Here is a 13,044-nt window from a genome sequence, read left to right on the forward strand (position 1 = left end):
ACTGAGTGACGACGGACGCGAGCCAGGATGGACGCCAGTGGACGTCGGCGGATCGTCCGGCCAGTTCTGCGGGCCGCTCAGGCAGCTTGGGCATCGGCGATCGTTCCTTCGGGACGTAGAGGTCACGTGATGAAGGTGCCGTCCGGGCTCATGATTTCGTCCCGCACCAGCGGCGCCAACGCCGAGAAGCCGCCATCGTCTACCGCTACTGCCATGCGGACCCGGCCGTCGCCGTCGTCGATGGCGTAGCTGACCACGGTGTACCGCTTGCCGTCCTCGCCCACGACCAGGCGCATGTCCTTGTCGTTGAGCATTGCACGCCACTCCTCGTAGCCGTTGCGTCGCCAATCCGCCAGGCGTGCCTCGGCGAGCCGCGCTGCCGTCTCCTTGTTCAGCCCACGCGTTCACTCTCTCACCAGGGGTGGCTGTCGACAGCAACGGTGACAGCAACGAGCCGCGACAGGGACGGCCGCCAACCGCTGGGGGCGGACAATCGCCGGAGGTCGCGGACGCGGACGGACCCCGCCGGACGCAGCGCCCAGAACTACAAGCGAGGGGTCGCAGGTTCGAAACCTGCCGCGCCCACACCTGAACAGCATGCAGACGGGCCGCCGGTCATCCGGCGGCCCGTCTCGTCTCACGTGTCGTCTCAGTCGGCCACTGCCCCCGCCGATCTCCGCCGCCAACGGGATGTGGGCTGGTCGCGGTAAGCGCGAAAGAGCCGTAAAGGCAGTGATAGCCACCCTAATATGGCGGCGAGGTGCCCTCCGCCGCATGGCGTGAAACGGCGAGATGGAAGGGTCGGCGATGACAGACCCCGGACGACCACTACCAGTCTCCGCGTCGCCCCGACAGGTGACCGTACTGGCGCAGTTCATCGCCGCTCCGGGCCGTGCCGACGTCGTGCGGGACGCCCTCCTGCGGGTGGTCGCGCCGACGCGAGAGGAACCGGGAAACGTCAACTACGACGTGCACCGGCTCAAGAACAACCCGGCGGCGTTCTATGTTCTCGGCAGCTGGGCGGACCAGTCGGCGCTCGACGCGCATCTGGCGAGTGGACACGTCAGGTCATGTCTGACGGAGGATGTCGCGCGCGACGTCGTCGCTCCGTACACCCTGTGGCGCGCCCAGATGCTCTCCGTGCCCGAGACGAATCCCGACCGACCCCGGCCGGTCGCTGATTCACCGTCACAAGTGACCCTCGTGCCCTTTTCACCGTCAAACGTGAGGCGGAGACCGCCGTGGCCAGCGGGCATCTCGAAATGGTGGGGCTTACGCGCGCGGAACCTGGATGTCTGGGCTACGACCTGTACCAGTCGGTCGATGACCCCGCACTGATGTTCCTGTACGAGAACTGGACCGACCAGGCCGCGCTCGACCAGCACATGAACACGTCTCACTTCTACCGCATCGTGCGGGGCGACATCGACAGGCGCCTGAACGCGCCGTGGACGGCCCATGTGATGACGATGATCAGCCATCCGCACCGCGAGCGCGTCACCACTTAGATTTCATCGGTGCCGGGTGGGCCCAGCCGGATGCGAGCGCTGTTCGGCCGTGCCGTGCTCGGCGCGTTGACATGCTGCGCATGGCGCCGCTGTGGACGCCTGCGCTGCACCACGGCTGCCTCACCGAGGTGCCCGAGCTGTACCGACGCTTCGACCGCCGCGAGGACGGGGTGATCAGACCGTGCTACACGCCTGAAGCCCGACCGGAGACGGGCCTGCGGAGGGGCCACGCGCACCGGGTGGAGGTTGTCCCGATCGATTACATGATCGATTGGCCGGAACGGTGGTGATCATCTGCCCGGCTGAGCGACTTCGGTGCCACTCCGATTGTGCTGATCGTCAGGCGACGGCATCGGGGCCATGCGTTCCTCTTGCACCCGAATCTCGAACGAGACCGCTGTGTCACGGTCGTTGACGCTGTTCGGCGCGGGTTTGCCGCCTTAGGGCCAGCAGGCGCTGGACGACCCGTTCGACCGGCGGGGCGGCATCGGCAGCCGGGCGCTGTTCTTGGCAACCATCCGTAATGGTGTCGCTACTTTGCGTGGCGTGGTCGCTCTTGTTGCCCTGCGTCGAAACACCGTGCGGTTGATGCGCTCCGCGCACGGCCGGCTCAGCGGAAGATCGCGAGTCGGCGCGCGACATGGAGCGCCGCCGCCGCGGTACGGCTCGCATCGTCGACGTCCGCACGTTGTCCACGACAGCATCGCCGTCGAGCACCGCGATGCGGACGAGTCGCCGAGGAAAGCCGGGTCAACCCGGCCATGGCGATGGCTGCTGTCCTATCCCGTCTGGGTGGCGGGGGCCATGGTGGCCGGCATCCTCGTCCGGGTGGCGCGGTGGTCAAACGGGAGCTCATTGAATTCCGATGAGTTGTGGATCGCGGTCAATCTGCAACGCCGGTCGTTTCTCGGCCTGCGGAGCGCATTGGAGTACGACCAGCTGGCCCCGCTCGGCTGGCTGTGGCTGGAAAAGCTGATGTTGGCCATCGGGCGCAGCGATGAGGTGCTGCGGTTGCCGTCGTTGGTTGCCGGCTGCGCGGTGATCGGGCTTACCGCGGTGCTGGCCCGCCGGCTGCTCCCCGTTCCGTTGGCGGTCGCGGCCGTTTTCCTCGTGGCCGGCGGGCCCCAGTTGATCTACCAGTCGAGCCAGCTGAAGCAGTACGCGTTCGAAGCGGCCGCGTGCGTGCTGCTCGTGATCTTGGCGCTGCGGGCGCTCGATGCCGGGCGACGCCGGCCGGTCGCGCTCTTCTGGCTCACCGCCGCCGTGGCGGTGTGGTTCGCCACGACCGCGATCTTCGTAGTGGCGTCCGTGGGCGGTCTCCTGGCGCTCTTCGCGGCGCTCGACCGGCGGTGGCGGCTCGTACGAACGCATGTTCTCGCGGCGCTGCCGGCCCTGGCCTGCGTGTTCGCGGTCCATGCCATGGCACCCTCACCTGCGGCATGGCTATACGACTGGTGGCCCACGAACTATCCGGCTTCGCTGGCTCCACGGTCACTCGGACTGCGGTCGGGGCTCGTCTGGTCGGCTGAGGTGTTCGCCCGATTCACGATCTCAGCGCTGTATGTCAACTCCAGGATCGTTGGAGCGTGCCTTCTGCTTCTCATGGCGTTGGGGGCCCTCACCCTGGTCGCGCGAGCGCCTCGGCGGGCCGCCCTGGTCGTCGCTCCGATATGCGCTGGCTACGTTCTCGCGTTGCTGCGGCTCTACCCGATGGCGACCCGGGCGGCGTTATGGCTGGTGCCGCTCGCGTTGCTGCTCGTGTGCGCCGGCGTCGACGGGTCCGTGCAGGTGGCCAGGAATCTTCTGACTCGCTTCAGGTCGAGGACGGTGGGCGGGCACCGGCTGGTCAACGGCGTAATGGTCGTGCTGCCGGCCGCTGCCGCGATCGTGCTGGTGGCCGCCTTCCTGCCGCGGTTGGGCACACCACCACGTGGCACGAATGCCGACCGGTACGCCGCGGCGGAGCAAGCGGTCCGGTTCATCGCGGCCAACCGACGACCGGGCGACCGCGTCTTTGTCCATAACAACAAGAGCACGTCCGCCTTGGCCCTCTGGTACGGACCCGAGGCCGGACTGCGGCCGGACCGCGACTACACCACCGGCAGCGGGCGTCATTGTGAGAACGACATGGGTGTCGCCCGCCAAGGCACTGTCTCCCGCGTCTGGCTGCTCCGGGTGACGTGGGTGGCAAAGAAAGAGGCCGTCAAAAATCCGGAACGCGCGGCAATGCTGCAGTACGGGCGGCTCGTGGGCGAATACTGGTACGGCGGGGTCGTTGTGCTGCTCTACGAGGCATCGCCGGGCGGGAAAACCCCGGCTTCCGCTCTCTGTCTCAGCAGCCGTCCCGGTCCCAATTGAATTGGTTCGTTTCGACCGGAAACCCGTGGACGATCGGCCCGACGGATCCTAGGGTGACGCGGTGCTGATCCGACGCGAGACCCCCGCCGACATCGAGGCCATCCGTACCGTGCACGCCGCCGCGTTCGCCGACGCGGACAGTCCGGATCGGCTCCCGTCCGAGGTCGGGCTCGTCGACGCGCTACGGGACAGCGACGCCTGGCTGCCCGCGCTGTCGTTCGTCGCGACCGCCGCCGACGGCGAACTCGTCGGGCATGTGGTGTGCACCCGCGGCCGGGTGGGTTCACACGCCGCGCTCGGGCTCGGGCCGCTGGGCGTACACCCGGCGGCGCAGCGCCGTGGCGTCGGCACGGCGCTCATGCACGCGGTGCTCGGCGCGGCCGACGCGCTCGGCGAACCGCTCGTCGTGCTGCTCGGCCACACCGACTACTACCCGCGTTTCGGCTTCCGCCCGGCGCTCGAGTACGGCGTCACCCCGCCGGAGCCGCGGTGGGGAGCGCACTTCCAGGCGCGTCCGCTGACCGCGTACGACCCGTCGATCCGCGGCGAGTTCGCGTACGCGCAGCCCTTCAACGACCTCTAGCGCTTGCGCGCGGCCAGAACGATCGGCGTGGGTTGGCCGCTGGCGGTCGATGCCGAGGGGATCCGACCACCGCTGGCCACGTCCATGCCGGAGGGGTGCTCCGGCCGGAGATCACCGCGCCGCTGTCAGTCGGGGAATGATGGGGGTCAGCGGGCCGAGCGCGTCTTCGCGGACCACGTAGCGGGTGATGCCCCAGCGACGCTGGTGCTCCCGTACCGCGCTCACGATCTCGTCCTCGGTCCCGATGAGCAGGAACGGTGTGGCGAGCAGTTGCGTCTCCGTCAGGCCGGTGTCCTGAGCCGTTTCCGCGAGCGCGGCGCCGGCGTCGTCGGTCACCTGGACCCGCTGCACGAGCGCTTCCAGCACCGGTGGCTTGTCGCGACCGGTGGCGCCATCGGTGACGTGCTGGAGCTGCGCCTCCAACTCGTGGGCGCGCCACCGCACATCATGGCTGTGCCCATCGGCGAGGGTACGACCGAAGCCGGTGAGCCCGACGACATCGGCGTGCGCGCCGGCCCAGTGCAGAAGGCGGGAGTTCGCGCCGCCGATCGTCAGCGGAATCCTGTCCTGAACGGGCACCGGCCGGCTGAGTCGGGCCGCGCGGGCGACGAGCTCCGGGGTGTCCACGTTGACCTCCTCGCCGTCGAGCAGCGCACGGACGGCCTCGGCCACCGCCAGACATCGCCGCACCCGGCCGGCGACGTCCGGCCGCTCAAGCCCGACCGCATGCCACTCGACGGGAGTGTGGCCGGCTCCCAGACCGAGCCGGGCGCGCCCGCCGGATACGAGGTCCAGCGTGGCGACGTCGGCGGCAAGCAGCAGCGGCTCGCGGATTCCGGCGTTGGAGACGTACGAGCCGAGGCCCAGCGTCGACGTGACGGCGGCCGCGGCGGCCAGCGCGACGAAGGGGGAGGGGCAGGAACCGGGATGGTCGGCGGTGAGCAGCGCGTCGAAACCGGCGGCCTCGCACTGTTGCGCGAGGCGCAGCCAGGAGGCGGCGTCGGAAGGGCTGGCCTGGAGAGAGAAGGTCGCCATGAGGACAGGATGTAGCGCACAGGGTCGACGGGCGATCCCGTCGACCCTGTTTCTGCTACGAGCAGACGGCCGGATGCTCATCGTTGCCAGGCCGAAGCGTTTGTGTCGAAACCTGATTCAGTCCTCGCAGGCGATACCGTCACTGTTGCGGTCCAGGTCGTAGATGTCATCGCCGATGACCTTTACGGGACCCTGCACATACGCCGGGCCGTTCCCGCTGCCGCCCGCGCAGTCGACGTCACTGGCGATCGGCACGCACGCGCCGCTGTAGTTGGGATCGCACCTTGAGGTTGCCTTCGTGCCGACCGCGATGACCTGTGTGACCGGCGCTTTGGTGACCTGCTGACGAACCAGCTTCTTGCCGGTCTGTACCCCGTTGGTGAACGTCACCTCGTAGGTGGCCGTCTTGACTCCCGCGACTCCAGGGGTTCGCACCTTGCGGGTGCCCTTCGGAAGGGAGGCGTCCTTCACCGTCTTCGTCGCGAACGGGACCGCCTGCTGTTCGGCGACTGTCCGCTTTTCGATTGTTGGTGTCGCTTCCACGCTCGGCGATGGCACGGCTGCCCCGGCGATCGCCGTCGGCGCCGCGCTCTCGCTCGCTTCGCGGCTCTCCGACGACAGGCCAGCCGCGTTGGCGGCGGGCGTCGTCGACGAGGTGTCGGGCTGGGAACCGGCGATCGCACCGATCGTGACGGCGCCTCCGCAGCACAGCACCAACGCCGCTCCGGTTATCAGTCCGGTCTTGGCGAGCAGAGGTAGCCGCTGCCACCACGACCGCTGACCCGGAGGCATTCCCGGAAACGTCGCCGTCGGGTACGGCGGTGCAAGTCGCCCCCGCTGAGGTGCCGGTGGCCCGTACGGAGGTGGTGGGGGAGGCGGTGGCGGTGACTGCGCGTTCCACGGATCCTGCGGATGCTGATACGTCACCGCCTCAGTGTGTTAACACGGTGGCAAACTGTCACCGACCAGTCAGGTGATACAGGTCAGTTTTCGGACTGGTCCGCACTCCGCTGGACGGTCGTACTGCACGGCGGGTCAGGTCGACGAGGTCAGTGGGCAGCGGCAGGGTGGGTGCCGGTGAGATCGGTCAAGTCGACGGCCTCGATGAGTGCGGTGAGCGCGGGTTCAGCGGACAGGTCGAGTGGCATGAGCTCGCCGGTGCGGCCTCGTTGGTTGAGTAGCAACTCGGCTGAGACGTCGTTGATGATGGCTGCCGCGTCCGAGGATTCCCATCGGACGCCGTCGAGGGCCTGCCGGGCGAACCTCGCGGCCAGCAGGCACGACACGCGGGGCCTCCCGTAGGAGTCCTGACCGTCGTTGCGCAGGACGACGACCCGGGTGGACGCGAGACCGGGGGCCACGGCCAGTGCCTCGCGTACGGTCACCAGGACCTGGCCGTACACGAAGAGCCCGTAGTAATTCGCGCGCTCACCCTGGGGGAGTTTCTTGAGCGACAGGTTTCCGGCCTGAGTTGTGGTCGGCATCCGCTCCGGCACGACCTGCTCGACGGGGGGTACGAGCACCACGAGCGATACGTCGTCCCCGGTTACGCCGACGGCGGCTGCCGGTGCGTCATTGTCTTCGAACGCCTCCTCAAGGGTTTCGATCACCACGTCGGGCGCGTTCGTGCACAGCTGATGCCATCGCTGGTCGAGGTGCTGCTGCCACTGCGCCTGCTGCTGGCCCAACGCAGCCCACTGTCGCTGCACCTCGGCCTCCGTCCACTCCACCGCACGCCGTTTCGCCTGCGCCCGTGCCGCCCGTTGAAACACACCAATACCGATGAGCGCGTGTTCGAGATAGTGCTTGGAAATGGCGGCCCGGTCGGGCGGTCGGGGAGCGGGCGCAACGGGAGCCGAGGCGGGCGGAAAGTCGACGCGGTGCAGGTTGAGAATGCGCAGGAACGTCTCCGCCAGCTCACGCGCCTGCTCTGCCCGCTGCGCGGCCACCGCTTGACGCTGCTGCGCAGCCAGTTGCCGCTGGTAGCTGGCAGCCGATGACGTACGCCCGCCACGTGAGGCACCACCCCGTCGGCCACCGCCCACGGACGTGTAGAAGCCAACGGGCCCGACACCGGTCGAAAATCCCGTGCGTCCGGCACCGATATGCACCCGGGCAGCGCGCGGGCCGAGACTCGTCCGTATGCCACGCGACGACGCGCGAATACGAACACCTGGCGCTAGCTTGATCGAAAAGCCCACGACCTGAGGATATGGCCATCTCGGCGGCACATCGACGCCTTGCCAACCGAGGCTGCATCGAACGAGGGGCTAACAGTTTCTGGACGACCGTATGAGCGTGTCGTTCGGAGCGCTGTTCTCCGTGATGGCTGGCGCGGTCCTGACGCGACATGTGTTGCAGCGGCTGGCCTGGGCCACGAAGGAACTTCAGTCCCGGCTTCCCGTCACCGAATGATCGACAGGATCCGCAGCGCAGCGCCCGCCAACGCCTCATCCCCCTCGACCGTCACGACCGCGCGCGCCGCTTCCGGGGTGATGCCCCGGGTCGCGAGCCGCCACAGCGTGTCGGGCCCGATGCCGATGCGGTTGATCCGCGCAGTCGAGCCGTGGCGCAGTGACCAGCCGTCCGGGTCGCGCGTGACGGTCCACGCGCCGCCCGCCTCCCCGTACACGTGCACTGTCAGGGCTGTCCCGGCGGGCGCGGGGTGCTCGCGCAGTGTGTGCGGAAGCGCGCGTAGGAAGGTGTCGATGACGGGGCCCTGTAGCTCGGGCTGATCCGCGCCCGGCCGGCCGAGCGCGTCGCGGATCTGCTGCTGGTGCACCCAGAACTCCGTGTATTCACGCGCCACGTCGAGCCACACGGGGGCCGGCACGTTCGGGGACGCCCACCACACGGAGTCCTCGCCGATGCCGTCGAGGTCCAGGCCGGACCAGAGCGCGTCCAGTTGCGGGCCGAGGTGCGCCAGGAGGTCGATGAGCACCCGCGTACTGAGCCCTCGGGTCGCGGTGACGAAATCGTCGTTCACCCGCGCGAGGAACGTCGGCAGGTCTTCGCCGGACGCCAGCCCCGCCGAGGCATGCCGGTCGCGGGTCCCCGACAAGCGGCGTACGTAGTCGTGCGCGAGGTGTGCGACCAGGTCGTGCACGGTCCAGCCGGGGCAGACCGTGGGTCGATCCCAGGCGGCGGCGTCGAGCCCGGCCAGCAATGCCAGCAGCGCACCGCGTTCGAGCGGAAACAGCGGCCGTACGTCAATCGCCGGTCCGACCCGCCGCCAATCCATGGCCGCGAGTAGAGCACGCGGCGACGGTCACCGTCGTACGAGTTGTCGCACGGCGCCCCCTACGCTGGCATTGGCCCCGCGACCATTGAGATGTTCCAGGCCACCCCGGCTGTTAGGTGCTCGGGAAGGCTGAACGTGATGGTGTCGTCCCCACCATCGCCGGCGATGCGGAGCCCTGAGCCCGACTCCGCGTCTTCCTGCCACCAGGCGGCGATCGTTGCGGCCAGCGCTTCCAGAGCGGGAAGGTCGGGTCCGGTGACCACCAGCGACGGCTCATCGGTGAGCGTGACTTCGACACCGTCAGGTGGCGGTAGGTCCGCAAGCCGGCCGAGCAGCTTCTTGAGGGAGCCGTGGCCAGCTTCGATGGGGTCGAGGCCGACGACGATCCCGATCGGTTGCGCGTCCGGCACGACCGGAGGCGACACATTTCGTCTTCGCCGCCCGCGGCGACGCACCGAGGACGAACGCGGTTCGGGAAGGGTGAGAACCGTCGGCCGGGCATCGGCGCGACCGTAGGTCAGGATCCGCCGCAACGCGTCGCTCAGGTCGTCTACCGACTCCCGGTCCAGGTCGAGACGGACCTCGACCGACCTGTCTTCCAGATCGAGCTGACTGATGGCGTCCTCGCGGAGAAGCACACGTAGCTCGTCGCCGACCAGAGTCAGTTCTTCGACGCATCCGTAGGCTGTGCCGTGCGTTTCGGTCACCAGACAATAGGCATCCATACCCAGGTCGACATCCTGCGCCTCGGCCGGGTCGACGTCGCACATGAAGATCAGGCTGCGTCCAGTGCCATCCGGTTGCTCCGCGACACCGGCCGTCAGGCAGCCCTCATCGTCGGACACCCCGGATAGCTGGGCGACGAAGCGCGAGGTCACCGGGATGTTGTAGCACACCGTCGTCCTCGTTCTCGGCATGCTCGTCGGCCTCAGCTTCGGGGCCGCGTACGCGGTGGCGCGTCGGGCCTGGCGGGACTACAAGTCGGCGCAGAAAGCCGTTCCGGTCGCGCGGAAGGCGGTGTGGGCGCTGATCCGTGTCGCCACCACCAAGGGCGGGGTCGTCCTGCTGCTCTGCGCCGCCGCCGTCGGCTGGGCGGCGATAGGGGATCGGCCTTAGCGAGCCGTCGCCGGGTGAGAGCGCCGCGGGCACCCGTCCGGTCAGAGGCCCCGCTCGTCGTCGGGGACCGGGCCGCCGGGTTCGCCCGCCCCGTACCGGTCGAGCACCTGCGTGACCCGCCTGCCCCAGCGTTCGTGCGCGGCCTGGCGGGTGATGCCGGCGGCCTTGGCGATCACTTCCCACGTCACGCCCCACCGTCGCAGGGCGATCACCGTCCACATGAATCGATTCCGATCTCCAGCTCGATCCGGAACCGGATGGTCTGCGCCGCCACCTCGCGCTGGGCGCCGGTGCCGTCCTCCTGCTCCGCGGTCCACTCGCGCGAGCCGGGCACCGGGCGGCCGCCGAGGAGGAGGTCGGCCTGGCACGCACGGCGTTCCCGGTCACGCTCCACATTGCACTGCGCCGCTGGCCCGACCTGGCATCGCGTCGTACGTGATCTTCCGCGCTACCGTACTGCTGTACGGATCTACCGGGGGGTGGGTATGGCGTGGATTTTCCTGGCCGGCGCGATTCTGTTCGAGATCGCGGCGACCACGTCGATGAAGCTGTCGGCCGGGCTGACCAAGGCCGGCTGGACGGTCGGACTGGTCGCCGCCTACCTGGTCTCGTTCGCATTGCTCTCCCAGGCGCTCAAGACATTCGAGGTCGGCACCGCGTACGCCATCTGGGCCGGCGTCGGCACCGCCCTGATCGCCGCGATCGGCATGGCCTTTTTCGACGAGACGATCTCCGCCACGAAGATCGCCGGGATCGCCCTCGTGGTCGTCGGCGTGGTGGTCCTCAACCTCTCCGGCGCCCATTGACCGCGTAGCCAATCCGAGCTCGTGTCGCTCGCGCGGGAACCGCGGTTGCGGCCGCGCCCGCTGCTACTGTCCCGGCCGTGACCGAACCGACGCCGCAGCCCCTGACGCCGCAGCCTCCGATGCCGCAGCCCCCGACGGACGCGGGGCTGCCGACCGCGCCCGCACCGTCCTTCGCGCCGCCGCCCCGGCCGCCGCGGGCCGGCACCAACGGTTTCGCCATCGCGTCGTTCGTCCTCGGCCTGCTCGGCGGCTTCCCGCTCAGCGTCATCTTCGGGATCGTGGCGCTGGTCCAACTGCGCCGGCGTCCCCGCAAGGGCAAGGGGCTGGCTGTGGCCGGACTGGTGCTCTCCGGCGTCTGGGTGCTGATCATCGCGCTGGCGGTCACCGCCGTGATCGTGAGCGGGCCGGAGCGCAACGCGGCGGGCGAGATCACCGATCCAGGAACGGTCACGGCCACCGAGCTCACGTCGGGGGACTGCGTCAACGGTGTGCGTGACGGGGCGTCGGTGACCACCCTGCCGGCCGTGCCGTGCACCGAGCCGCACGAGGCGGAGATCTTCGCCGTCTTCTCGCTGCGGCTGACCGAGTGGCCGGGCGACGAGGCGGTGCTCGACGAGGCAGAGAAGGGCTGCGAACAGCGGATCGGCGGGTACGAAGCGGCGATGATGGACGACCAGACGCTGGAGCTGATGTTCCTGCACCCGAGCGTCGAGTCGTGGCGCGGTGGTGACCACGAGGTCACCTGCATGGTGATGGATCCGAAGGGCAAGCGGACCGGATCGCTGCGCCGCTGACGTCGCGGCGGGTGCCCGGCTCAACGCCGCGGCAGGAGCCCGGCGGGATACTCCATGCCGTCGTGGGTGCAGGCGGCGGCGGCCACCCGCGCCGCGTACCGCCCGGCCCGCACCGGCGGTAGCCCGCGCAGCCGTCCCGCGACGAAACCGGCGACGAACGCGTCGCCCGCGCCGTTCGCGTCGATGACCGGTCCGGGCGGCACGGCGGCCGGCAGGTGCGGCGCCGGTCCGTCCGGCGCGATCAGCTCCGCGCCACCCGCGCCGTGCGTCACCACCGCCGTCCGCCCTCCGCCGGCCAGTTCGCGGTCCGCGCCCTCGGGCAGCGCGACGCCGCTGACGAAGACCAGGTCGGCCGGGGCGAGGAACGGTCGGTGGTAGTCGTTGCGCCCGTCCCAGTCGTGCAGGTCGGTCGAGACGGCCGCGCCCGGCGCGAGCGCGTCGCGCAGCGTCGGTAGCAGCGCCAGCGACCAGTCCATGATCGAGACATGGACGTGCGCGGACGCGCGGGTCAGCTTCGCCAGTTCGCCTGTGCTGAACGGGGGCGGGCCTGCCCACGCGCCGCGCGGGTCGTACAGCGACATCCGCCGCCCGTCCGGGTCGACCAGGTTGACCGAGCGCCGCGTGCCGAGCGGATCGGTCCGCAGGACATGCTGGATCGTGGTCCGCGCGAGCGCCGCCCGGACCACCTCGCCCGCCGGATCGTCGCCGATCACGTCGACCAGGGCCACCCGCAACCCGAGGGCGTGCGCGGCGAGCGCCACGCCGGCTCCGGTGTTGCCGATCCGCAGGTCGATCGGAGGTACGGTGAGCGAGTCGGCCGCCGGCACGGGGATCGCGGGCACCCGCACGCGGATGTCCACGCCCAGGCCGCCGACGACGAGAAGATCGAACACGTTCCGCACGATAGCGTTACGCGCGTGCTAGGAAGGGACCCTTCCTCCCCGTACAAGATCAGAAGGGTTCTTCCGTGCTCGTGGTCCACGGCCTGTGGCTGGCCGGTGGCCGCCTCGCCCTCTGGGCCGAGGATTCCACGCTTCCCGCCCAGCCCCCGCGCCGCCCCGGACGGGCGCCCCGCGAGCGTCCGCATCCCTTCGCCGCCGCGCACGCCACGCTGATCGAGGCGCTCGGCGAGGCCGCCAGCAAGGCCACCACGAGCGGTCTGCTGCTCACGCTCCCCACCCGCGGCGGCGCACCCGTCGACTCGCCGGAGCTGGTCCGCGCCGAGCCCGCGGCCCCCGGTCGCGCGGCGCTCACCCTCGCCGGCTGGCGGGCGCCCGCCCTGGAGTGCGACCCGGACGACGCGCTGCCGCTGCTGCGGGCGCTCGGGTCCGACCCGACCGGGATCGGACCCACCGCCATCGCAGCCGTCGCGCGCGGCGCCAGCCTGCGTCACCTCGCCGAGCTCGCCGGGCTCGCGGCCGACCTGGTGGCCCGCGGCCGTACCCTGCCCGGCCTCGACGGTGAGCGGGCCGTGTGGCGGCCGCTGCTCACCGGCGCCGACGCGCGGTGGGCGCGGGCGCGCGCCATGGAGTTTCCTGCGGGCGCCGCGTTCCGGGACGAGATGTCTGGTTCGTGGTGCGGATTCGAACGATGGCGCGCAGGG

The 13,044-nt window shown here is 69.9% G+C and carries 14 protein-coding genes and 5 pseudogenes; 9 read left to right on the forward strand and 10 right to left on the reverse strand.

The window, feature by feature from the left end:
• Positions 1 to 122 precede the first annotated feature (122 nt).
• Positions 123 to 450, reverse strand: a pseudogene (locus AB0J06_RS23670) (hypothetical protein).
• A gap of 357 nt (positions 451 to 807) precedes the next feature.
• Here AB0J06_RS23670 and AB0J06_RS23675 point away from each other — a divergent pair.
• The 5 genes and pseudogenes from AB0J06_RS23675 to AB0J06_RS23695 all read left to right on the forward strand — a co-directional run.
• A pseudogene (locus tag AB0J06_RS23675) lies at positions 808 to 1,014 on the forward strand (antibiotic biosynthesis monooxygenase); the annotation flags it as partial.
• A 203-nt stretch (positions 1,015 to 1,217) separates the two neighbouring features.
• Positions 1,218 to 1,508 (forward strand): annotated as a pseudogene (locus tag AB0J06_RS23680) (antibiotic biosynthesis monooxygenase); the annotation flags it as partial.
• 71 nt (positions 1,509 to 1,579) lie between these two features.
• Positions 1,580 to 1,798: a hypothetical protein gene (locus tag AB0J06_RS23685; RefSeq protein WP_357431418.1), complete on the forward strand. Its 219-nt coding sequence runs from the start codon at positions 1,580 to 1,582 to the stop codon at positions 1,796 to 1,798.
• A 517-nt stretch (positions 1,799 to 2,315) separates the two neighbouring features.
• Positions 2,316 to 3,866 carry a glycosyltransferase family 39 protein gene (locus AB0J06_RS23690; RefSeq protein ID WP_357431420.1) on the forward strand — a complete coding sequence of 517 codons (1,551 nt, stop codon included), beginning with the start codon at positions 2,316 to 2,318 and terminating at the stop codon, positions 3,864 to 3,866.
• A gap of 61 nt (positions 3,867 to 3,927) precedes the next feature.
• Positions 3,928 to 4,449, forward strand: a complete 522-nt coding sequence (locus tag AB0J06_RS23695; RefSeq protein WP_357431422.1) for an N-acetyltransferase — start codon at positions 3,928 to 3,930, stop codon at positions 4,447 to 4,449.
• A gap of 111 nt (positions 4,450 to 4,560) precedes the next feature.
• Here the strand turns inward: AB0J06_RS23695 and AB0J06_RS23700 are convergent, their stop codons facing one another.
• From AB0J06_RS23700 to AB0J06_RS23725, 6 genes and pseudogenes are all read right to left on the reverse strand, one after another.
• Entirely contained in the window at positions 4,561 to 5,484 is a 924-nt protein-coding gene (locus AB0J06_RS23700) for a TIGR03621 family F420-dependent LLM class oxidoreductase (RefSeq protein WP_357431424.1), read from the reverse strand.
• A gap of 117 nt (positions 5,485 to 5,601) precedes the next feature.
• Positions 5,602 to 6,198: a G5 domain-containing protein gene (locus AB0J06_RS23705; RefSeq protein WP_357431444.1), complete on the reverse strand. Its 597-nt coding sequence runs from the start codon at positions 6,196 to 6,198 to the stop codon at positions 5,602 to 5,604.
• Between the two features lie 335 nt (positions 6,199 to 6,533).
• Entirely contained in the window at positions 6,534 to 7,433 is a 900-nt protein-coding gene (locus AB0J06_RS23710) for a hypothetical protein (protein ID WP_357431446.1), read from the reverse strand.
• A gap of 114 nt (positions 7,434 to 7,547) precedes the next feature.
• Positions 7,548 to 7,715 (reverse strand): annotated as a pseudogene (locus tag AB0J06_RS23715) (DUF4236 domain-containing protein); the annotation flags it as partial.
• A gap of 173 nt (positions 7,716 to 7,888) precedes the next feature.
• Complete coding sequence (locus AB0J06_RS23720; RefSeq protein WP_357431426.1) at positions 7,889 to 8,725, reverse strand: maleylpyruvate isomerase family mycothiol-dependent enzyme; 837 nt, start codon at positions 8,723 to 8,725, stop codon at positions 7,889 to 7,891.
• A 59-nt stretch (positions 8,726 to 8,784) separates the two neighbouring features.
• Complete coding sequence (locus tag AB0J06_RS23725) at positions 8,785 to 9,621, reverse strand: Imm10 family immunity protein (protein WP_357431428.1); 837 nt, start codon at positions 9,619 to 9,621, stop codon at positions 8,785 to 8,787.
• A 19-nt stretch (positions 9,622 to 9,640) separates the two neighbouring features.
• Here AB0J06_RS23725 and AB0J06_RS23730 point away from each other — a divergent pair, with 19 nt between their 5' ends.
• Complete coding sequence (locus tag AB0J06_RS23730; protein WP_357431430.1) at positions 9,641 to 9,841, forward strand: hypothetical protein; 201 nt, start codon at positions 9,641 to 9,643, stop codon at positions 9,839 to 9,841.
• 41 nt (positions 9,842 to 9,882) lie between these two features.
• Here AB0J06_RS23730 and AB0J06_RS23735 read toward each other — a convergent pair whose 3' ends face one another.
• Together AB0J06_RS23735 and AB0J06_RS23740 are read right to left on the reverse strand one after the other, a co-directional pair.
• The gene (locus tag AB0J06_RS23735; RefSeq protein WP_357431432.1) at positions 9,883 to 10,029 is read right to left on the reverse strand and encodes a hypothetical protein; all 147 of its coding nucleotides are present in this window, start codon (positions 10,027 to 10,029) and stop codon (positions 9,883 to 9,885) included.
• Positions 10,030 to 10,049: 20 nt separating this feature from the next.
• Positions 10,050 to 10,235: a hypothetical protein gene (locus tag AB0J06_RS23740; RefSeq protein ID WP_357431434.1), complete on the reverse strand. Its 186-nt coding sequence runs from the start codon at positions 10,233 to 10,235 to the stop codon at positions 10,050 to 10,052.
• 91 nt (positions 10,236 to 10,326) lie between these two features.
• Between AB0J06_RS23740 and AB0J06_RS23745 the strand changes: the two genes are divergently transcribed.
• Both AB0J06_RS23745 and AB0J06_RS23750 read left to right on the forward strand, forming a co-directional pair.
• Positions 10,327 to 10,647: a multidrug efflux SMR transporter gene (locus AB0J06_RS23745; RefSeq protein WP_357431436.1), complete on the forward strand. Its 321-nt coding sequence runs from the start codon at positions 10,327 to 10,329 to the stop codon at positions 10,645 to 10,647.
• Positions 10,648 to 10,724: 77 nt separating this feature from the next.
• On the forward strand, positions 10,725 to 11,441 hold the full coding sequence (locus AB0J06_RS23750) for a septum formation family protein (protein WP_357431438.1): 717 nt from the start codon (positions 10,725 to 10,727) through the stop codon (positions 11,439 to 11,441).
• 20 nt (positions 11,442 to 11,461) lie between these two features.
• On the opposite strand, the gene AB0J06_RS23755 is transcribed toward AB0J06_RS23750, so the two are convergent.
• Positions 11,462 to 12,334 carry a carbohydrate kinase family protein gene (locus AB0J06_RS23755; protein WP_357431440.1) on the reverse strand — a complete coding sequence of 291 codons (873 nt, stop codon included), beginning with the start codon at positions 12,332 to 12,334 and terminating at the stop codon, positions 11,462 to 11,464.
• A 74-nt stretch (positions 12,335 to 12,408) separates the two neighbouring features.
• Between AB0J06_RS23755 and AB0J06_RS23760 the strand changes: the two are divergent.
• Positions 12,409 to 13,044 (forward strand): annotated as a pseudogene (locus AB0J06_RS23760) (ATP-dependent helicase); the annotation flags it as partial.

This window comes from Micromonospora sp. NPDC049679, assembly GCF_040659735.1.
Taxonomy (GTDB): Bacteria; Actinomycetota; Actinomycetes; order Mycobacteriales; family Micromonosporaceae; genus Micromonospora_I.